Source organism: Shewanella sp. ALD9, assembly GCF_002836315.1.
In the GTDB taxonomy this organism is placed as follows: Bacteria; Pseudomonadota; Gammaproteobacteria; order Enterobacterales; family Shewanellaceae; genus Shewanella.
In genome coordinates this window covers 112,307-133,731 of the sequence record NZ_PJCD01000001.1, presented here as the reverse complement: position 1 = coordinate 133,731, position 21,425 = coordinate 112,307, and the positions used below count along the sequence as shown (strand labels likewise).

At 42.6% G+C, this 21,425-nt stretch carries 18 protein-coding genes and 1 pseudogene; 5 read left to right on the top strand and 14 right to left on the bottom strand.

Going from position 1 to position 21,425, the window contains the following annotated elements; genetic code table 11:
• Positions 1-31 precede the first annotated feature (31 nt).
• The gene (locus tag CXF88_RS00655; RefSeq protein WP_011635735.1) at positions 32-361 is read left to right on the top strand and encodes an FKBP-type peptidyl-prolyl cis-trans isomerase; all 330 of its coding nucleotides are present in this window, start codon (positions 32-34) and stop codon (positions 359-361) included.
• 108 nt (positions 362-469) lie between these two features.
• Here the strand turns inward: CXF88_RS00655 and nfuA are convergent, their stop codons facing one another.
• Both nfuA and CXF88_RS00645 read right to left on the bottom strand, forming a co-directional pair.
• On the bottom strand, positions 470-1,048 hold the full coding sequence (nfuA, locus tag CXF88_RS00650) for a Fe-S biogenesis protein NfuA (protein ID WP_101084874.1): 579 nt from the start codon (positions 1,046-1,048) through the stop codon (positions 470-472).
• A gap of 271 nt (positions 1,049-1,319) precedes the next feature.
• Positions 1,320-2,126 (bottom strand): ComF family protein, encoded by an 807-nt coding sequence (locus tag CXF88_RS00645; RefSeq protein ID WP_101084873.1) that lies wholly within the window; start codon positions 2,124-2,126, stop codon positions 1,320-1,322.
• A 43-nt stretch (positions 2,127-2,169) separates the two neighbouring features.
• On the opposite strand from CXF88_RS00645, the gene bioH reads away from it, so the two are divergent.
• Positions 2,170-2,976 (top strand): pimeloyl-ACP methyl ester esterase BioH, encoded by an 807-nt coding sequence (gene bioH, locus CXF88_RS00640; protein ID WP_101084872.1) that lies wholly within the window; start codon positions 2,170-2,172, stop codon positions 2,974-2,976.
• A 77-nt stretch (positions 2,977-3,053) separates the two neighbouring features.
• The gene (locus tag CXF88_RS00635; RefSeq protein WP_101084871.1) at positions 3,054-3,560 is read left to right on the top strand and encodes a hypothetical protein; all 507 of its coding nucleotides are present in this window, start codon (positions 3,054-3,056) and stop codon (positions 3,558-3,560) included.
• On the opposite strand, the gene CXF88_RS00630 is transcribed toward CXF88_RS00635, so the two are convergent.
• From CXF88_RS00630 to CXF88_RS00605, 6 genes are all read right to left on the bottom strand, one after another.
• Positions 3,552-5,588: an LTA synthase family protein gene (locus tag CXF88_RS00630; RefSeq protein ID WP_101084870.1), complete on the bottom strand. Its 2,037-nt coding sequence runs from the start codon at positions 5,586-5,588 to the stop codon at positions 3,552-3,554. The two genes, CXF88_RS00635 and CXF88_RS00630, sit on opposite strands and share 9 nt — an antisense overlap.
• A gap of 353 nt (positions 5,589-5,941) precedes the next feature.
• Complete coding sequence (locus CXF88_RS00625) at positions 5,942-7,378, bottom strand: HAMP domain-containing sensor histidine kinase (protein ID WP_101084869.1); 1,437 nt, start codon at positions 7,376-7,378, stop codon at positions 5,942-5,944.
• Positions 7,378-8,052: a response regulator transcription factor gene (locus CXF88_RS00620; RefSeq protein ID WP_101084868.1), complete on the bottom strand. Its 675-nt coding sequence runs from the start codon at positions 8,050-8,052 to the stop codon at positions 7,378-7,380. Before CXF88_RS00620 ends, CXF88_RS00625 begins: the two co-directional genes overlap by 1 nt.
• 178 nt (positions 8,053-8,230) lie before the next feature.
• Positions 8,231-8,674, bottom strand: coding sequence for a diacylglycerol kinase (locus tag CXF88_RS00615; protein ID WP_242445074.1), 444 nt, complete (start codon positions 8,672-8,674; stop codon positions 8,231-8,233).
• 10 nt (positions 8,675-8,684) lie between these two features.
• Complete coding sequence (locus CXF88_RS00610; protein WP_242445073.1) at positions 8,685-10,352, bottom strand: phosphoethanolamine--lipid A transferase; 1,668 nt, start codon at positions 10,350-10,352, stop codon at positions 8,685-8,687.
• 204 nt (positions 10,353-10,556) lie between these two features.
• A complete protein-coding gene (locus CXF88_RS00605; RefSeq protein WP_101084866.1) occupies positions 10,557-12,929 on the bottom strand; it encodes a Tex family protein in 2,373 nt (790 codons plus the stop codon).
• Between the two features lie 213 nt (positions 12,930-13,142).
• Here CXF88_RS00605 and greB point away from each other — a divergent pair, with 213 nt between their 5' ends.
• Together greB and CXF88_RS00595 are read left to right on the top strand one after the other, a co-directional pair.
• A complete protein-coding gene (greB, locus tag CXF88_RS00600) occupies positions 13,143-13,628 on the top strand; it encodes a transcription elongation factor GreB (protein ID WP_206780908.1) in 486 nt (161 codons plus the stop codon).
• A 192-nt stretch (positions 13,629-13,820) separates the two neighbouring features.
• The gene (locus tag CXF88_RS00595) at positions 13,821-14,453 is read left to right on the top strand and encodes a DUF4937 domain-containing protein (RefSeq protein ID WP_197708396.1); all 633 of its coding nucleotides are present in this window, start codon (positions 13,821-13,823) and stop codon (positions 14,451-14,453) included.
• 278 nt (positions 14,454-14,731) lie between these two features.
• Here CXF88_RS00595 and CXF88_RS21955 read toward each other — a convergent pair.
• From CXF88_RS21955 to CXF88_RS00565, 6 genes and pseudogenes are all read right to left on the bottom strand, one after another.
• A pseudogene (locus tag CXF88_RS21955) lies at positions 14,732-14,892 on the bottom strand (transposase); the annotation flags it as partial.
• 49 nt (positions 14,893-14,941) lie between these two features.
• Entirely contained in the window at positions 14,942-16,888 is a 1,947-nt protein-coding gene (locus tag CXF88_RS00585; RefSeq protein ID WP_101084863.1) for a MacB family efflux pump subunit, read from the bottom strand.
• Positions 16,889-16,891: 3 nt separating this feature from the next.
• Positions 16,892-18,115, bottom strand: coding sequence for an efflux RND transporter periplasmic adaptor subunit (locus tag CXF88_RS00580; protein ID WP_101084862.1), 1,224 nt, complete (start codon positions 18,113-18,115; stop codon positions 16,892-16,894).
• A 66-nt stretch (positions 18,116-18,181) separates the two neighbouring features.
• Positions 18,182-19,012, bottom strand: coding sequence for a YbhB/YbcL family Raf kinase inhibitor-like protein (locus CXF88_RS00575; protein WP_101084861.1), 831 nt, complete (start codon positions 19,010-19,012; stop codon positions 18,182-18,184).
• Between the two features lie 86 nt (positions 19,013-19,098).
• Positions 19,099-20,535 (bottom strand): ATP-binding protein, encoded by a 1,437-nt coding sequence (locus tag CXF88_RS00570; protein WP_101084860.1) that lies wholly within the window; start codon positions 20,533-20,535, stop codon positions 19,099-19,101.
• Between the two features lie 9 nt (positions 20,536-20,544).
• A complete protein-coding gene (locus tag CXF88_RS00565; protein WP_101084859.1) occupies positions 20,545-21,228 on the bottom strand; it encodes a response regulator transcription factor in 684 nt (227 codons plus the stop codon).
• Positions 21,229-21,425 lie beyond the last annotated feature (197 nt).

Below are 21,425 nucleotides of genomic sequence, written 5' to 3'. Positions count from 1 at the left end.
AATAGCCCAAGTCGTCACATACGAGAATACTATGACTCAAGAATTGATTATTACCGACATTGAAGTTGGCAACGGTAAAACCGCAGTTAAAGGCGCGCTAATTACCACTCGTTATAGCGGTCGATTAGCCGACGGAAGTCAGTTTGACGCTTCAGATGCGTTTCAGTGTGTCATTGGCACGGGCAGAGTCATTAAAGGCTGGGATCAGGGTATTATTGGTATGAATGTCGGCGGCAAGCGACAACTATCAGTTCCGGCTCATTTAGCTTATGGAGAACGCCAGATTGGTGAGCGAATTCCAGCACACTCAGATTTATTTTTTGATATTGAATTACTTGAAGTACTCACTCGAGACGACTAAAGCCACTAGATGGCGAAAACCTAATCGACACCAACAAAAAACGCGACCTCATAATGAGGTCGCGTTTTTGTTTATTAGCTTTGCTAGTAGCAGTAATTCGTCACGCGATTAAGCGTAAGAATGCTCGCCATGCTCATGCTCTGTCACGTCACGAACACCAGTCAATTCCGTTGGGAACATATCTAACAATTGCTTCTCAATACCATCTTTTAAGGTGATATCAACTTGCGAGCAACCGTTACACCCACCGCCAAACTGCAATACTGCAACACCAGCTTCGGTAATTTCTACCAGCATGATGTTACCGCCGTGGCTAGCAAGTTGTGGATTAATCTCTGACTGAATAATATATTCAATACGTTCAACTAATGGCGCATCTCCAGACACTTTGCGCATTTTTGCGTTAGGTGCTTTTAATGTTAGTTGCGAACCAAGCTGGTCGGTTACAAAGTCAATGCTGGCATCATCTAAAAATGGTGCGCTCTTTTCATCGACCATAGCACTAAAGCCATTAAATGGAAGTTCTACATCATCAGCTTCAGCGGCATCAGGTGGACAATAAGACACACCACACTCTGCTTGTGCAGTACCTGGGCTGATAACAAACACACGAATGTGCGTACCTTCCGGCTGGTCGGCCAATAGTTTGACGAAATGGGCCTGAGCTGTATCGGTAATGGTGATCATAAAAACCTGCTCCGTCAGGGAATACCTGAGTAAATTAGTAAGAATTAGACCTATGATACTCTGTGTTGCATTGGCTTTGTAGTGTCAGTGGGATTTGATCTCGAAAAAATGATCCAGTTCAACTTTTTTTTACCCTAAAAAAACTGCAATGCCCCATATACCAAGCGTTACAAGACATATTAATTAATTGTTTTTATTTACAAAAAATCTTGTTATTACTCAAATCGAATTAATCTAACCTCAACCTAGATTAATCTACCCTTAAAAAGATTTAATCTAACAATCCCGGCGCTTCAGCACGCGCAAGGCACCAAGTTTGCACATGGACAAACTGCAGGCTAAATAAACCTGCAATTTCATCTACGGTTGTTCCAGTAGTAACAACATCATCAATCAACGCAACACGCTGATACGTCATGCTTGGTTGTAGTGCAAATGCACCATGGCAGTTTTTACGCCTCTGCTTACCCGCAAGTCCCGTTTGTGGCAACGTATCAACAATCCGAATTAAACAACGGTCATCTAGAGGAATATTCGTTAATAGGCTTAACTCTTTAGCAATGAGCCAAGCTTGATTAAAACCTCGCTGACGTAAACGATTGGGATGTAACGGAACGGGGATTAACACTTGTGGTCGCCTAATAATGCCATGCTTAATTAACAATGCGATTCGACAGGCTAGTTGCTGAGTTATCGCGTTAAGCGGTGCACATTGCTGTTGATATTTAATGGCGGCAATAACAGGTCCCAGCCCTTGATGATAACTACAAGGGGCTACCACCCAATTAGGAGTGTGTTTATTGCATTTACCACAATAAGCCTGCAGCAACGCTATTTCGCGCCCACAACCTAAGCACACTTCGTGCTGATACAAACTTGCCGCTAAACACACTTGGCAAACACCTGTGAGCACTTGATTAGGGAACAATTGCTGATAACCCGTTTGATCTATCCTTTGCTGGCACAGCAAGCAACGGTTGGGTAAACTGCCTAGTAAAATGACCCTGGCACGCTGAAGGCGCTTGACGCATAAACGTAAGATATGGGTGATATCGATTGAATTATTGATTGGCGGCATTGGCTATTCATTCCATTAAATAGACTCAAAAGAGGTGTTAACCGTGAGTTTTCCTGCATTGCATATTGATACCGTAGGCTCACAAGGCCAAGACATCGTGCTATTACACGGTTGGGGTGTGAATAACCAAGTCTTTAGTCCATTAAAAAACGCATTGCACCAGTATAGAGTGCATTATGTTGATTTGCCGGGTTTTGGGTTAAGTCCCAATATCGACGGAGACATAACGCAATGGTCACAAGCACTTGCAGAGCAACTTCCACAACAGGCAATTTGGATTGGTTGGTCGTTGGGAGGGTTAATCGCTAGCCAAATTGCCATCGATTACCCAGAGTCAGTGGCTGCATTAGTCACTATTGCCTCATCACCATGCTTTATGGCCCGCGAAAGTGTTATGGCTCACGAAAAAGACGACTCAACCCTATCTTGGGCAGGTATTCAACCTGATGTATTGGCACAATTTTCAAGTCAATTAAGTCGCGATTTGTCTCGCACTGTTGAACGGTTCCTGGCAATTCAAGCCATGGGAAGTGATAATCCAAAATCTGATATCCAACAAATAAAAAGCTTAGTGTTAAGCAAACCATTGCCGACACAACAAGGCTTATCACAAGGATTGGATATGTTAGCGCAAGTAGATTTACGCGCCACGATCACTCAAATACAGCAGCCATGGTTACGAATTTGGGGAAAGTTAGATAGTTTGGTGCCGAGAAAGATTATCTCGTCATTACCAAGCAGTGACAACATTGAAGATGTGCTGGTCCACAAAGCATCCCATGCACCGTTTATTTCGCATCCCGATGCATTTTTAAACCATTTATTACCGTGGATCACAAAATACCGCTAAAAATATCTTAATAGCACTTTGGCCTTAGCCAAATGTTGTCTATAATTTAGTCAAGGCGTCGTATTGACAAGGTCAACATGATAATTACCACTCATTATCCACAAGTACCGTTAGCAACTTCGAATGTTGCGACGGATCTTGCACGAGTGGACAATCAACAAAAACCGCCGATTATCCCGCCACAAGAACCGACAAAAGAACATGCTGAACGGTCATTAAACCAACAAAATGAACGCGCTACGCCTTACATTGTCGCGGAGAAAAAACAGCAGCAAGAGCAAGCTAAACGACAACAGCAAAGTGTCACACAACAAGCGGTAGAGTCTAAAGCAATTGCCTCGCCAGTCATTCGGCCTCAAGTCATTAGAATCATGGCTAGCCAAACCCCAGCGCTGCAACGTAAAGATATTCAACTAAAAACACAATCGACAAATGCTAAAACAACACCAGAACCCCGTCAACGCCAAGCGCTAGACACTGGCATATCCAAAGCGACCTACCAACAATTCGGTCAACGGATTGGTCAATTTTATCAACAGCAATCCGCCCCAAATAATGAGTCTCAACTACAAATATTAGCGTGATACTTCTTTGGTAGCCATATCAGACAGTGTCGGTTTTACCTCTGAATTAGCCGAACGATACAACATTTTGTTGTACGCTAAACTCCCCCACAATGCCCAACCTAACGCGGCTTCTGCTTGCGGTTCATTCAATGTGGTCGGAGTCAATTTTTCAGTAACAAAATTATAGGTAACACTTTCCGGTGGTAATTCAGGTTGTAAAATAGTCATTTTATTCCCCTCCAATAAACCAAAGTTTTTATCATATTGCATCATTGCTCGACCCGGCCAAGAGTCTGGCATTGTGGTTAAATCACGGCCTAGCATTGGATAGCTATCCGAAATACCCAGCAACGAAATTAACGTCGGCGACATATCAATTTGGCTAACAACACGTGGATCGCGCTTCGCATCAATCCCATCACCTAATATAAGCCCAGGAATACGAAAACGTGACACAGGTATTAGTGCTGCGCCACCCACTCGACTGTCATGATCGGCCACAACGAGGAATAAGGTATCTTTCCAGTAATCTGATTTTTTAGCTTTTTTGAAAAACTCACCCACGGCATAATCGGCATATTTCACCGCGTTATGCATGGTATATTGCGGCTGTTCGTACAACTCAATACGGTCATCTGGGAACTCATACGGATCATGATTACTTGAGCTAAACACTAGACTAAAGAACGGCTTACCCTCTTTGTGCATCCGCGAAAACTCTTCATCCGCTCTAAACAATAAATCCTCATCAGACACCCCCCAAGACGCTACAAACGCGGGGTCTTTATAGTCACCTTGATCAACTATATCGGTAAAACCATTGCCTAAAAAGAAGCTGCGCATATTATCAAAATGGCTTTCACCACCATAAATAAACTGCGTGGTATAGCCATGTTGCTTCAATAAATCAGCAATGGTAAAAAAGCCTGTTTGACTCTTCCCTAGTTTCACCACGGCGCGTGCTGGCGTTGGCGTAAAACCGGTTGTTACCGCTTCAATACCTCTTACCGAACGCGTACCAGTTGCGTATAAATTTTCAAAAAACCACCCTTGTTTAGAGAGTTCGTCAATATTAGGCGTTAACGGTAAACCACCTAAACTCCCCACAAAGCGCGCACCTAAGCTTTCTTGTAAAATGATCACAAGGTTCTTTGGTTTACCGGTATAGCTGGCTTGATTAAATGACAACGTCGGTATGGTTGATGAGGTAAATGCACTCAGTGGCCGACCGCTTTCACGACGCACAATATCGATCACTTTTGCGTCCGCTAACTTGCCATACACTTTCGATGCATCTTCTTCATTACTCATTTGCTTAATCGCAAAGATTAATGAGAAAGAGGAATTCAACACCAAAGAATTAACTAAAGGATCGTCAGAAAATGCCACTAATGAAGGATTAAGTGGTCGATGCCCCAACGATGAACGCGCACCTAGCACCGTAATAGCAATGACGATAACGGCAAGCACTGGACGCCAATACCATTTAGGAAAACGAACATATTGCGTTAATTTGCCACTTAACCACCAGCCACCCCATAAGGTACCCACGGTGATTAGCGCCGATAAAATAAGCTCGCCTTTACGCCCAGCCCATAACATCGATAACACTTCTTTTGGATAAACAAGATATTCAACATATAAACGGTTAGGTCTAAAACCATATTCAGCAATAAATGACGGCGATGACGCCTCAAGAAAAACCACCACCCATAAACCTAGTGTGAGCCATACGCGTAATATCGTCAGCCAAACACGGCCAACTAAATGCTCACCGGCAAACACTACGGTTCCGAGCGCTGCAATACCCCACAACCAACATAAAGAGGCAAAATCTACCCGTAAACCTTGCAATAAAATGTAGCCCCAACCTTGGGCATCGGATACTCGCTCAGCTTGCCATAAAGACATGCCAATACGGCTCAAACTCATAATAAGCAGAGAGATAACACTAAATATAACAATTGCTTGAAATAAATTATGCGAGGTCTTTTGTGTACCGAGTTCACTTGAACTACTACCAAGACCAAAGAAATTGACAGCCATTTATTGCTCCAAAATTATTATTATTTTTAGGCTTCATATGCAATTAAGTCCGCAACAAGCTACCCCAAATGTAATAACATAATTACTGGGTAATAGACTAGTATGTGTATCTTAAGGGCAACTTAAGCTTATCGTGTTACTGAAAACCTTGTTTACTCAACGATTTTAAACAAGATTTTTTGTTATATTTTCAATATCATCATTGTAAACGAGCTACGAGAAGACACAGTAACAAAAACCATCTGAGCCTAAGACCTTAGCGAAGATATTAAGTTCAGGGCGTAATAACATATATTAACATCTTATTTACAGTCGGTTAAATTCTGTTTTTTAAAAAGGTTTTTTGCATCGACTTACACCATCGCCGCATGGTCACTCGGAATCAACACAGTAAACATAATTTTGTCTTCCGAAACCAATTCAAAACTAAACTTAAATCCATTCACTTTGGCAATATTTTCAACGATGGCCAATCCTAATCCATGCCTTTCGCTATTTGATCGCGATTGTTCAGCCTGGAATAACGGTAGCGTAAGTCGCTCTAAATCATTCGCATTAATACTGGTCACTAATTGATTTTCAACACTGAAACTTAATCCTTTATTATCAGAAGCTAACCTTATTTTAATCGATGACTTTGGCGGACTGTAGTACAGTGCATTATCAAATAAATTGGTCAAGATAAGGTGCAAAGAAAACTCATCGACAAGGCAGTTTTGATCCAAATCACTATTTTCAATATTCAAACGAGAATGAATAGTCGAGTACTTAAATGCCAACTCATCAATAACCTGGCCCATCAAGGTTTTGATATTGATATGCTGGCGATGTAGATTAATATTTTCAGATGTGGCTTGTTGCAATAGTAGTAAATTATTGACTATGGTTTTCATCCGTAAACTAATGCTGAGTACATCTTGTTTATAGCTCACGCCAATACGCTGATCATCCGGATAACGAATATAAATTTCACTTAAACTAATCAACTCACTGATTGGCGTTTTCAGTTCATGAGCGATATCGGCAGTAATGCGCTTTTCTGTTTGTAAGTATTGTTGGCTAATTTTGACAAATTTATTCAGTTCATTACGAATTGGTTCAATTTCGAGATAACGTTCAGACTCATTAGACAGTGGGATGTATTTTTTAGTGACATCGACGCTTTTTAGCGACATGTTTAATTCGTTCAACGGGGTCAAACCACGATGAATAACCTTCACTACGGCCCAACGGATCAACACAATCACCAGTAGTAAGCCAATGGCTAAACTAGAGTCGATGATCACCAAAATTTGCGACAAATCTTCAGTGGTAATGGCTATGGTTAACCACATGGGTTCGACTGTATCCATCATTGACCGATTAGTTTTAGGCACTTGCGGCTCAAAATACGACACCATCGCCCTGCCGTCTCGACCATCTGGTAACACCACATCGGCAAAAAAAGCACTGTTGAGTGGAATGTCTTTTTTAAGTAAATCTACACCCTCGAAATTACGCAACGACTCAGAACGTTCAAACACGCTTGAGCCTTGCCACAATTGAAAAAAGCTTGCTTTAGTCGAGATGCCAAATTCAGGCATAAACTCGCCAGCAAAATCAAACTCGGTGCCTTCTGGAGTCACTTTAACTAAGGTCTTTAGGTAGTTAGACTTGTCTGTTAACGCGCTATCAAACTCAACATCGACCCAATTATCGATACTGATATCAATCGCCAAAAACACCAAAATCAACATGGCTGATACCACATAGGTCATGGTATTGACTAAATTGGTGGTTAACGATCTCATTAATGTTCACCCACAAAATAGCCAAAACCACGTTTGTTTTTTATCGGTAGCGTCACCCCTACGGCTTTAGCTTTTTTACGCACGGACGATAAATGAGCCTCGATGGTGTTTTTTGATAAATGATTAAATGAACCCACGACTGCTTCACTGATTTGTTCAGGATTAAGTACTTGCTTAGGGTTACTAAATAAATATTCAACAATTTTGAATTCGTTTTTAGTCAGATCGATATAATGGCCATCTGCATGAAGTGATTTATTACTTGTGTCTAAAACAAAATTAGCAATACAAATAGTTTTAACTTGTTGATTGAGTTCACCACGGCGACCAAGAGTCACGAGTCGGGCTTGTAATTCGTCAAACGAAAATGGTTTACACAGATAATCATCGGCACCCGCCAATAAGCCAGTAACACGATCTTCAGCTTGTGATTTAGCCGATAAAATAATGACCTTAGATTGATTACCTAATTTACGAATACTCTTAAGTAAACTCAGACCATCTACATTAGGCAGCATGAGATCCAAAATAATGAAATCATAAGAATTAGTGAGCGCCATACTTAAGCCCTCAGAACCATCACCGGTTTCATCAACGGTATAACCTAAATGATCCAAACCAACTCTAATGCCGCGACGCAGCGCTTCAGAGTCTTCAATTAACAACACTTTCATTGAGTGTCCTTTATCATAATTGCGCCTATATCCATATTACGAGTGATGCAGTCCAAACGGAAAAAAGTAACCTAAACTCGGGATAACAAACTACCATGAGCAAACTTATCTCTATGCTATCCATAGCGATAAGTTAACAGCCGACACGTTGCGGGCAGATTAACCGTTTACGAGTCAATTATGCCCATAAAACAACCCACCAAACAATCGCTGCCATCAGCATACTGAGAAACACAAATGCAGAAGCAATATCTTTGGCGAGCCCAGATAACTCATTAAACTCCAGGCCAATACGGTCAACCACCACTTCTACAGCAGTGTTAACCAGTTCAGCAAACAATACAAATAGTAACGCCAGCACTAACATGGCAGATTGCGCTGCACTAATATTTGCCATACAAGCAAATACAGTTAATGGAATAAACAGCATTAACTCTTGCTGAAATGCCGCTTCATTACGGCACATCCACTTTAAACCATTAAAGGTATGTTTACAGGTATACAGCAAGCGCATAATGCCATGGCGTTTCACCACAATTTTGGGTTGCTTTGCTGTCGCGTTCTTTGTCACACTCTTTGTAACATTATCATCAGACGTAGACGATGAAACTGAAATTGTCATGAGTATATCCCTAGTTCATTTTACAATCGGTGGTGATATCTAACTTAGGATCACGTACCGAGCTACTGACGCCGTAAAGCCCTAACAATGTATGGAACAAGTTGTCATGTGAGTACGAACCACTTAATGCATGCTCGGCAACACATTCACGGTCAATGTCTTTAGCTTGTGTGTAGTCTTGTGGTAACCACATAAACCAAGGCACATGAGTTTGCTGGCTCGGCGCAATGCTGTAAGGCGTACCGTGTAAATACATTCCACTTTCACCCAATGATTCACCATGGTCAGATAAATACACCAGCGCGACGTTATATTTGTCTTGATATTGCTTAAGTACATTAATCGTTTCTGCCAACACAAAATCGGTATAAGCAATAGTATTGTCGTAAACATTAACAATCTCTTGGTCGCTACAGTTTTCAATGTCGCTGCGGCTACAAGCTGGCGTAAATAACGCCTTATCGGCTGGGTAACGCTGCCAATATGTTGGTCCGTGACTGCCAATAGTATGCAAAGCGATAAATTGGTTATCTAAGCCTTTACCCGACAGTGCACTGGCTTCACTGTCTTGTTGTAATTTTTGGCTGAGTTTTTCAACTAAAATCTCGTCATAACAACTTAAGCCATCACATAATGGATTTGGCTCGCTCGGCGAAATATCAATCTTATTAATGCGGGCTCCTACGTCTTTATCGCCGCCATCGTTTTCAAACCATGTCACGTTAACACCAGCGGCGTTAATCACATCAAGTACGTCATTTCGAGCATCGGCAACTTCACGATTGTAATTATCATGAGTGAGGTTTGAGAACATACACGGTAATGAATGCGCGGTAGCCGTGCCACACGATGACACATTTTGTAAGGCAATCATGTCAAGGTTTTCTGTGTACGGGTTGGTATTACGTTGATAACCGTTATACGCCATATTTTCTGCACGGGCAGTTTCACCGACAACAAGCACCATAAGAGTCGGTTTGCCATTCGTGCTAGGGATTAACTGTGCATCTTGACCAATAGGGTCAAAGGTTAATTTTTCAGTAAAGTAACGGTTGTTTAGGTATTTAACCGTATTATAAATATGTGCAGGAATAATCATCTTATTCAGATAATTATTATTGCGCCCCACTGACGCATAGTCTTTGTAAAAAAACAGCACCATCAACCCGACTAACACCACGCTGAATATTGTAAAGCCAGCGCGACGAAGCACTATTTTGGCCAGTGACGGACCACTCGATAATTTAGTGCGGTATAACAAAACAGAAGGTATTACCCCTAACACCATCACATAGCTAATTGAAGGTAAGCTTATATATGAAAAAGCTTCACCAGAATTGGTTTCAAAAATATTTTCAATCATGCCGTAATCAAACATCACGTTGTACTGCAACATCGCATACATGGCCGCTGACGATGTCAGTAACAACACAATCATCACGGGTTTAAAAACAAATTTAAAAGCAAATAAGCTAAAAATAAGCATAAAACAACTGCTTAATAACAATGCCGGTGACAAAGAAAACAGCACATGACCATCTGCTGATAACTGATAGATTTTACGGATTATCGGAAAATTTAATACCAAGCCAAAATAGACAGCGATAATGCAGGTCATCGCCTCGTAACTGATGCTCTTTGGGGTGATACTGGATAATGTTTTCGTTAGTAATTTCAATTTTGCCACTCGCAATAAACTCGACTGGCGCTGATATTCAACTAAAACACTTAAGATCCACTGAATAAAAACTGAATTATTGCTGTGTGGTTATATTCAGTTTCAAAATATAAAAATGAGCTAAAAAAAAGCCCTTACACATAAGTGCAAAGGCTTTATAATCAATATATTAGCTAAATGTGTTTTACCACACCGTATAATTGATTATTTTTTTATCTTGGCAAAGGCATCAGCAAACGCATTACCCATAGCCGCATTTTGTGGTGCCTTAACCGGTTTACTGGCTGGTTTATTATGACCAGAACTCTTGGTATTGGTTGACGATTTACCCGCAGCAGGCTTTTTCTGGTAACTATTTTGTGGCTTACCTTGCGACTGTCTGGTTGCTTTTTCGGTATCAATTTTTTCATCAAGACGCATGCTTAACGCAATACGACGACGCTCAATATCCACTTCCATCACTTTCACTTTAACCACATCACCGGCTTTAACCACTGTATGAGGGTCACTAACAAACTTGTCGGTTAACGATGAAATATGCACTAAACCATCTTGATGCACGCCCACATCCACAAAGGCACCAAAGTTAGTCACGTTGGTGACCACACCTTCTAAAATCATTTCGACTTTAAGATGCTTCAATTCTTCTATACCGTCTTTAAACGTAGCCGTTTTAAACTCACCACGAGGGTCGCGTCCTGGCTTGTCTAGTTCGGCTAAAATATCATTAATGGTCGGTACGCCAAATGCGTCGGTAACAAAATCGGCAGCATTAATCTGTTTTAACAAATCGCTATTACCAATCAGTTCAGTTAATGGCAATTGCTTAGCACCAGCAATCGACTCAACTAAACTGTACGCTTCTGGGTGAACAGATGACGAATCCAATGGATTATCACCATTACGGATGCGTAAAAACCCCGCAGCTTGCTCATAAGCTTTAGGCCCTAAACGAGCCACACTCAATAGCTGCTTACGATTGGTAAATTGACCATTCGCGTCACGAAAATCAACCACATTTTTAGCTAAGGTTTTGGTTAAACCAGCAACTTGAGCTAATAACGGCGCCGATGCCATATTTAAGTCAACACCTACGGCATTAACACAGTCTTCAACGACGGCATCGAGCGACTGCGATAACTGGCTCTGGCTTACATCATGCTGATACTGTCCTACGCCAATCGCTTTGGGTTCAATTTTTACTAGCTCTGCCAACGGATCTTGTAAGCGACGTGCAATTGATACCGCGCCACGAATTGACACATCAAGATTAGGAAACTCATTAGCGGCAAACTCAGAGGCCGAATATACCGATGCGCCCGCTTCACTCACAATCACTTTGGTCAGCGTCGGATGCGTTTCTTTTACGGCAGCGATTAACTCGCCAGTTAGCTTGTCTGTCTCACGCGAGCCAGTACCGTTACCAATCGCAATAATTTCAACTTTATGCATGGTCACTAAATTACTTAGGGTACGAATCGATTTGTCCCATAAGTTTTGTGGCGCATGCGGGAAAATAGTGGTGTGGGCCACCAGCTTACCGGTGTTATCAACAATCGCGACTTTCACGCCAGTACGGATACCAGGATCGAGTCCCATTGTCGCTTTAGCACCAGCAGGAGCCGCCATTAATAAATCGCCCAAGTTACGGGCAAACACTCTAATGGCTTCTTCTTCCGCGCTTTCACGCATCTTAGCGATAAACTCGGTTTCCATTTGCAAAGCAACTTTAATGCGCCAAGTCGAGGTCACTACCGTTTTCAACCATTCATCAACGCTAGAGTTAGTCAGTTCTAACTTAAAGTGATCGCTAATAATCACTTCACAATAACTGCCTTCTGTCGCTTGAGTATCGGGATCGGCGTTCATCGACAGGCTTAACATGCCTTCGTTACGGCCGCGCAACATGGCTAAAGCACGGTGAGATGGGATTTTACTCATCAGCTCATTATGCTCGAAATAGTCGCGGAATTTAGCGCCTTCTTTCTCTTTGCCTTTTACCATGCGGCTTTCAAGCACAGCTTGCTGTAATAAATGCTGGCGCACTTTACGCAGTAACTCTGCATCTTCAGCAAAGCGCTCCATTAAAATGTAACGCGCACCATCAAGCACTGCTTTAGTGTCGGTAAAACCTGCATCAGGATTAATAAACTCTGTTGCTTTGCTTTCTATATCTAATTGACGATTGGCTAATACTGCATCTACAAGCGGCTCAATACCCGCTTCGATGGCTATTTGGCCCTTGGTACGACGCTTTGGTTTGAATGGCAGATATAAATCTTCAAGACGGGTTTTACTGTCGGCGTCATTAATCGCTTGAGTTAACGCTGGGGTTAACTTGCCTTGCGCATCAATGCTCGACAACACCACTTGGCGGCGGTCGTGTAACTCACGTAAATAACCTAAACGAGAAAACAAGTTACGCAACTGAGTGTCATCTAAACCACCGGTAGCTTCTTTACGATAGCGCGCAATAAACGGCACGGTGGCGCCATCATCTAATAGCGCAATGGTCGCTGTGACCTGTTGTTCACGGACATTAAGTTCTTGAGCGATAATCTGGGCAATATTATGCATAATCAATCGAATTCGACATGGTTTAAAATAAAATTATGCCAAAGATACCATAAAGACCACCAGTTCGCTGCTAGTACGAAAGGCTTTATGATGTCTTTATAGATAATCGATAAAAAGAATGCATCATCGGGCATGAAGTGCTAAAACACAGATGATAATATTACGGCTTATATAAAACCTCACCGTTCTTCGACCACATTAAGAGTAAACCGCGTGAAAACTAAGTTAATCACTTTAGAAGGCTACAATAAGCTCAGAATTGAGCACGACTATCTGTGGAAAGAACAACGTCCTGAAGTCACTAAGATTGTCACTTGGGCGGCAGGTTTAGGTGATCGCTCCGAGAATGCTGATTACACTTTTAATAAACGTTTATTAAGGCAAATTGACCGCCGAGTACGCTATTTACGCAAGCTGCTGCCCGAACTCAAAATTGTCTATTACGCACCAGAGCAAGAAGGCAAAGTGTTTTTTGGCGCCACGGTTGAAATTGAAAACGAAGCCGGCGACATTAAAACCTTTAAAATTGTCGGCCCAGAAGAAATTTACGACGAACGTAAAGACTACATCTCCATCGACTCGCCCATGGCCCGCGCGTTACTCAAAAAACAAGTCGACGATGAAGCGGTAGTGAGCACACCTCAAGGCGATAAAACCTGGTACATCAATAAGATTAGTTACAAACTAGAGCAGAAATAACTTATCCAAGGAAAACGGAATCAAAGGCGTTAATTGCTATGATTTTGTTCCGTTAAAAAGAAGCATTGAACAGTTAAACTTTGCTGCTAGCACTGGGCATGGTGACTCCAACACCACAAAGATATTGTTCCCTGATAGATTCAGCTTTGAAAGACCATGTTGACTCATGAACCATCAATATTAGGAGCCATTTTGACGATAGCAAAATTGATTATGTGCGAGGTTGATGACGGTAAACAGGAGGCTTTTTCACAAAGTCAGAGTGCCTGGAGTCAACTGTCGACGTGTAACGGTTTTGTAGGGCAAACAGGTGGATGGGAAGCATCGTCAAGCACAGCCATTATTTTAGGTTTTTGGGAATCACAGTTTCACGTGAGTGAATTCATGAGCACAACCCACGATGAGATTTATTTAAATAATAAACAACAATCCACTTACCGTCATTGTTCAGTGAATTACTTCGAACTGATTTCAACTATACCTGGCTCAGAGATTGATTTTTCAGGTGCTGGAGTATTAAGAATCGCTTACTGCTCAAGAGTACTGGACATTGATAGGTTTAATCGAGATCAACAGCTGCTCTGGAACCCTCAACTGTCAACGCAACCTGGATTGCTAGGCGGTCACGTTTGGCGCCATGTTGAACACCATGACTGTTACTTGGTGGTAACGCATTGGGAATCACCAGCAGCTCATGAAATATACGCAAACAATGTATTGCCAAAATTACGGAAGATAGCCCACACTTCGGAGTACATTGAACAACTATTAGGTAAGGTTGTTGTTCTCGATACAAAGTGGAACGTCACACCCTATAACGGTTGATCACCACAGATGACATTCCATCTAACCAGTTTAAACCGGCATAATCATATTGTAGTTTCCCCCAATAAAACATTATCAATTCCTGAAGGTTTGCTCACCCGTTTATGGGCGAAAGTGTATTTAAGATATGGCCTTCGGCCACTAATGTCGTGGCGCTTCGCCCACACCAGACCAAGAGAAAATCAACGGCTATTCCTTCTTGAAACTCCCAGTCGCCACATCAAATTTATTTACATTACCTACAAACTGATGGCCAGTTTTACTCATTCACTACATTCTGGGATTAAGCAGTGTAAGTGAATAGTGAGGTTAAAATTTGCCCCCAAGTATGCAGAACCGCCGTGCACCCAAGCTGACTTTGTAAGTGTTTTCGGGTGTTCCAAAATTAACTTAACATTTGCCATACTGCTTCAAACTGTGCGCGGTACAATTACTTCGCTTGTTCATCAAAGCCGATAATTTAGGGGGCCATATTTACTTGGCAGAGGTTAGTCTCTAGCAAGTGCATCAACCGGATTCAATTTAGCCGCATTCCGGGCGGGCAGATAACCAAACACAATACCGATTAAGGTCGAGCAGGCAAAAGCTGCCACTATTGACGTACTCGAATAGATCATCTGAAAACTGCTGCCTGTGTAGGTAAATATCATGCCGATAAGATAAGCAAGTCCAATCCCCAATGCGCCACCACAAAAACATACCAATACAGCTTCAATCAAAAACTGACGCATAATATCGGTTTGCCTGGCACCAACGGCCATACGAATGCCTATTTCGCGCGTTCGCTCTGTTACTGATACCAGCATGATATTCATTACCCCAATCCCGCCCACTAACAAAGAGATAAACGCGATAGCTGATATCAGTAACGTCATGGTTTCAGATGTTTTTTCAATGCTTTTACGTATCGTATCTGTATTAATAGTGAAAAAATCAACTTTGCCGTGGCGCATAGTCAATAAGCTAATAATGCCTTGCTCTGCCACATCGCTTGATACATTGGCATCTATCCTTACGGTAATATCGTTAACATAATTTTGTCTAAGAATACGTCCTGACACCGTGGTATACGGCAACCAAACATTCAGTTCATCACTGTTGTCGGACACACTTTCAATTGGCTTTGTTACGCCAATAACACGAACAGGAAGGCGGCCGAGAAAAATGACGCTACCTAATGCACTGCCATCAGAAAAAAGCGTTTGCTCAGTATTGGCATCAATGACGGCAACCTGTTCTAACGCATCGATACTGTCATCGGCAAAATATTGTCCTTTGGCCAACGCATAACCGCGCACCCGAAAATACTCTGTACCCACGCCTTGAACTGAGCCTGTGACGGTTTCACTTGCATAACGTATGGCAACATTGGTCCTAACGGTTGGGGTAACGCTGTCCACATAGGGCAATATTTTAAGCGCATTGGCATCGTCTGCCGTGAGCGACTTAACCCGTTCAGAGCGGCGATCGCCTCGCCCTGTGCCTGGTTTTATTTCAATGGTATTGGTGCCCATTGAAGCAATATTATCCAAAATAGATTGCTGCGAACCGGCACCTAACGCAACGACGGACACCACTGAAGCAATGCCAATAATAATGCCGAGCATCGTCAGAAACGTACGCAAACGATGATTGGACATGGCAATTAACGCCATTTTTAACGCTTCAAGGTATCGCGACCAGTTTATCTTCATACTTGCTTGGGAAGATTGTCTGTCTGCGATTAACGAGCTCGTTTTTGCTGGGATACGTTTTTGGGTATCGGCAATGATTTCGCCGTCTTTTAGCTCGATGACGCGATCGGCAAATTCGGCAATATGTGGGTCGTGTGTCACCAAAATAATCGTGTGGCCGTCGCGATGCAGTTCTTGAATGAGTTTCATCATTTCTTCGCCGCTACTGCTATCTAAAGCACCGGTGGGTTCATCGGCCAGAATAATATCGCCACCATTGATTAAAGCTCTGGCCACACTGACACGTTGTTGTTGGCCGCCACTTAGCTGACTTGGTTTATGATCTAAACGATCGCTCAACCCCAGACGAGTCAGTAATTTTTTAGCTTTTTCGTGTCGGGTTTGCGGCCCCTCATTGGCATACAATGCCGGTACTTCCACATTACCAAGCGCAGTTAAATCTCCCAAAAGATGATAGCGCTGAAAGATAAACCCAAAATATTCACGTCGCAGGGCGGCCAATTCATTGTCATCCATACTGGATGTGTCCTGACCATTAATGAAATAACTGCCTGTATTGGGTTTATCCAGACAGCCAAGGATGTTCATTAATGTAGATTTACCGGAACCAGACGCGCCGATAATGGCAATCAATTCACCACGACAGATTTGCAGGTTAATGTTGTTAAGTACCGTCAGCTCCTGCTCTCCGGCGGTAAAAGAACGACTAACACCTTTAATATTTAACAGAACGTCAGCCATGGGTTATAACCTCATCTCTTTGCCAAGACCTGGTGTACGTTGTCCAAGCTTATTGCCTGTAGCTAAACCGGTCATCGAAACTGCGCTGTCTTTAGCTGAAGATTGACTAAGCATGATTTGATCACCTTCGTTAAGCCCTGAAAGGATTTGAGCGTAGATTTTATTGTTAATGCCCACTTCAACATCGCGGTATTCAATGTGGTTGTTTATGATCACTGGCACTTGATACGAAGTACTCGAACCTAATTTGGTGACCAATACCTGTGATGGGACCAGCAAGGTATCTTGCGCATTGGCTAAAATAATCGATACCTGCGCTGTCATGCCAAAACGCAGTAGGTTGTCAGGGTTTTCAACATCAAACAGAGCGTTGTAGTAAATCGCTTCATCATCGCCAATCATCAATGAGCTGTCGTCGCCGCTAAGCAAAGTTGGCCCTGGTTCAATGGTGCGTAATACACCACGGTACTTTTTCGCTGTCGCGCCCAAAATACTGAAATACACGTCTTGCCCAGCACTCACATTGATAATGTCAGCTTCAGATACTTGCGCTTTAATCGTCATTACGTCTAATTGCGCCAGCTCAATAATACTGGGGGTGCCTTGATTGTTATTAACGGTTTGCCCCTCTTCGACCGACACATAAATCACGGTGCCATCAATAGGTGAACGAATAGTTGTGTAACCTAAATTGAGCTTAGCGTTATCGACACTGATGATTGCTTTGTCTTTTTCAGCACTGAGTTCATCAAGCTCAGCCAGATAAACCGCCAATATCGATTCTGCCGAGTCAAAATCTGATACCGACGCAGCGCCATTAACCAGCATCTTTTTATTACGAGCATATTCAGACTGTGCGACTTTTATTTGAGCCTGCTTTGCCCGATATTGCGCATCAATACTTTGCAGTGATGCTTGGGCTTCTTTAAGGGCATTTTGTTGAGTTAAGTTATCGATTTGAGCAATCAAGTCGCCCTGTTTTATATTTTGGCCAACGTTCACGTCCATTGTTTCGATTAACCCCGATACTTGAGCACCGACACTGACTAATTTAGACGGATAAAGCACGCCATTGGTCAGTACTACTTTTTCGATGTTGCCGCGTTTAACCACATCGGAGGTAAAGATAGGTTGGTCTTGTTGTGCTTGAGTGTACTTGTATCCTACAACGGCAACGATTGCGCCAAGAGTAAGAAGCAGCAAGGTGTTTTTAATGTTCTTTTTCATGTGGATCTCTTAATGTCTTTTTAGTGACTGATCTGCGCTAACAATCTTGTAATAACGGATTTGCGTTTACTTACTATCAATAACAGCAGAAGTCGTATTCAAAGTGGGTTTACACAATGGCAATGTTGACAGCGGATCCATGCTGTCATTATGTGGCGGTGCTTGTTCCGGATGAGCTTCTTGCGGATGAGCTTGTGGTGAATGAGCCCGTTGCGGCGTTTGACAGTGTCGCTCAAAACTCACTGTCAAAGAGTCTGAGTCCAGTATGAAGCCTTGCATGCTTTGTCGAAGCATTATTGCAGACACAGGGGCTGACACTGGGGCAGATACAGTGGCAGACGAATCGATATCTAAAAATTTGGATAGCGCATACAGATGAAAAGTATACACTTTTTGACCAGGCCCTTTAGAGCATGGCGGTGCATACTCGTTACGATTATTCACCGTATTACTGCCAAATGAACCAACAGATTGCTTTTCTTTACTGCCAGAACCAATACCAGAAGCTTGCGCCGGAATATTGTACACAGTCCAATACCACTTGAGTTCTTCAGGCTGGTTTAGTTTAGGTGCCTTAGTGTCACCTTGAGGTGGAGTGCCTTTGTTATTGTCAGCCGAGTAAGCCTTTGGTGCGTTCTTTTCGTTGCCTGCGACATTGTTTGTGAAATGAGGCTTAGGCATGTGATCCATGATCACTACCAATGACTGGGTTCCGTCTGGTACTCCGCGCCAACTTAATGGTGGTGAAATACCCTCTCCCTCACAGGTAAATTCAACTGGCAATGTCCCATTATCGGAAAATGCAGGACTGGTGAGTTCAATTGACGGCTTGGCATTAACGGCGGTTGCACTGAGCAACGTCAAAGATAAAATGGCGCCAATAATGTGGGTATTCATGGCCTAATCTCCAATACACTTAAGTTAACGATTAATGAGTTAACTTAAGTGTATCGATTAGGCTTCGCTGATGGATGACAATGTTGTCATTTAACGATGGGTAACAACAGCCGCATCGTCACAACCTCAATATCACTGGGCTCAAGCGTAAGATCGCCACCATGCGCGCGAGCGATTTCTCTGGCTAAACTTAACCCTAAACCACTGCCGGATATGCCTTGGGTATGAGCAGGCTCTCCGCGGTAAAAACGATCAAACAGTTTAACCCTGACCTCGTGAGATATCGGCAGACAAAAATTGCTAATAACCACTTCTATAGCAGACTCGTGTTGGCGAGCGTGGATAGTGACACCTTTGTGATGAAGGCTATAACGCATTACGTTTACGAGCAGATTATTTAACAGCTGCTTCAGCAACACAATATCGCCTTTAGTGATTAACCCTTTTTCAATAACACAATCAAGCTCCAGTTCATCCGACAGCAAGGTCATATCGGCAATCAACTCATCGACCAATTCAGTGATATTTATCGGTTCAAAATGCAACGCCATAGAGCCAGAATCCGCCTGTGATAGCAGCAACAATTTACGGGTAATAGCTGACAAATGCCCCACTTCATCAAGAATGGCATTGAGATCCAATAGCGATGGGTTTTCAGACAACACTGCTTGTTCAAGCTTACCTCTTAACACTGTGAGTGGTGTTTTTAGCTCATGAGCGGCATCTGCCGTAAAACGAGAAACTTGTTGAAAACTGTCCTCTAGGCGATCGAGCATCATATTGTATGCATCAATCAACATTTTGAATTCTTTGTCTTCTTTATGCTCAGGCAAGCGATGGCTAAGATCTTTTTGGGTCACCTTATCCATGGCTTTATGTAATCTGTTTATTGGTTTAATGGTATTGGTCGAGATAATCCATGCGCCTAGAATACTGAGCAGTAATGAAAAAGGAATAACCACACCCAACGCGGTCAGCAAGGTATTCGTTAACTGATTTGTGGTGGCTGCAATATCCACAGCGATAAAACTTTGTTGGTTTGAGGTTTGAAATAAGCTGGCTCGCCATCGGTTTTGCTGATGTTCAAAAAAGGCCAGCTGACAAACCGCGTCGGCTTTATTGTTGTGGGGTAATGTGAGTGATTCAGCGCGTAGCCAATTTAAGCGACTTATCACATCTTGTACGTCTACACCGTCTGGCGCGGTTAAAAAACCTTGCTCAACAGAACCGACAGACAGCATTAATTGGCTAGGTGAATTGATTCGTAACTTGTCCGTTAAATCAGTCATTAACCGACCACCCGAAAGGGGTGTATCGTTTGAATTGTCTATATTCATTGTAGAATTATTGACATCATGCAAAGTACGTTTGCGTATTAAGCGTTTTGCTTCCATACAAAGGCGAGAATCAAGGTTAGTCAATTCTACAGTCATAATACGCGACCAACTTAAGCTGATAACCAGCGCAAGCACAGCGGTTACCGTTAAAATTGATATGGCAAAAATACGAGTACGAAAATACATATTAACACCTTATCGAATGCTCAGGCGATAGCCTGTGCCGCGGACAGACTCAATGGCGCCGACCATTTTACCGGCCTTCTCTAATGAAGCCATTTTACTGCGGATGCGTTTAATGCACACATCAACAACATTGGTACAAGGATCAAAGTCGTATCCCCAAACATGCTCCAGCAACTGCCCCCGGGTTAATACTTGGTTAGGTGAACGCATTAAGTGTTCAAGCAAACTAAATTCTCGGCTAGTAAGCTCGACCGATTGTCCCTGACAATTAAGGCTGCGATTAATACAATCAAGCTGCAATGCGCCTACCTCAACGACATGCTGTTGTGTGCCGCCATGGCGTCGTAATAAGGCTTGAATGCGAGCATGCAACTCTTCAACATAAAACGGTTTGGCTAAGTAATCATCAGCGCCCATGCCTAATCCTTGAACGCGGTCACCCAATTCATTACGTGCCGTAAGCAGAATAATGGGTGTATCGACACCTTGTTGGCGCAGCGAACGAAGAATATCCAAGCCATTTCTGCCCGGAAGCATAATGTCGAGAATAATCACATCATAAGTATTGTTGCTTGCCGCCTGATAACCTTGAATACCATCGGCACAATGAGTGACATCGAAATTTTTGGCGCGCAAACCTTCACAGATAAAATCTGCAATTTTTTGTTCATCTTCGACAAGCAATACGTTCATTGAGTTTTATCCTTGGGAAACACTTAAAAGTATCTCACCTGACGCATCGCACTCGCAACCTATATGACAACATTGTCATTTAACAGATTAAGACTGGCCATACAGGATAAAATTTCAACAACCTAATGAGAGCGGAGTAGATAAACAGCATTGATGTTCGAAGGGTGATTCAATTTTTATCTAACATGCTAATTAGA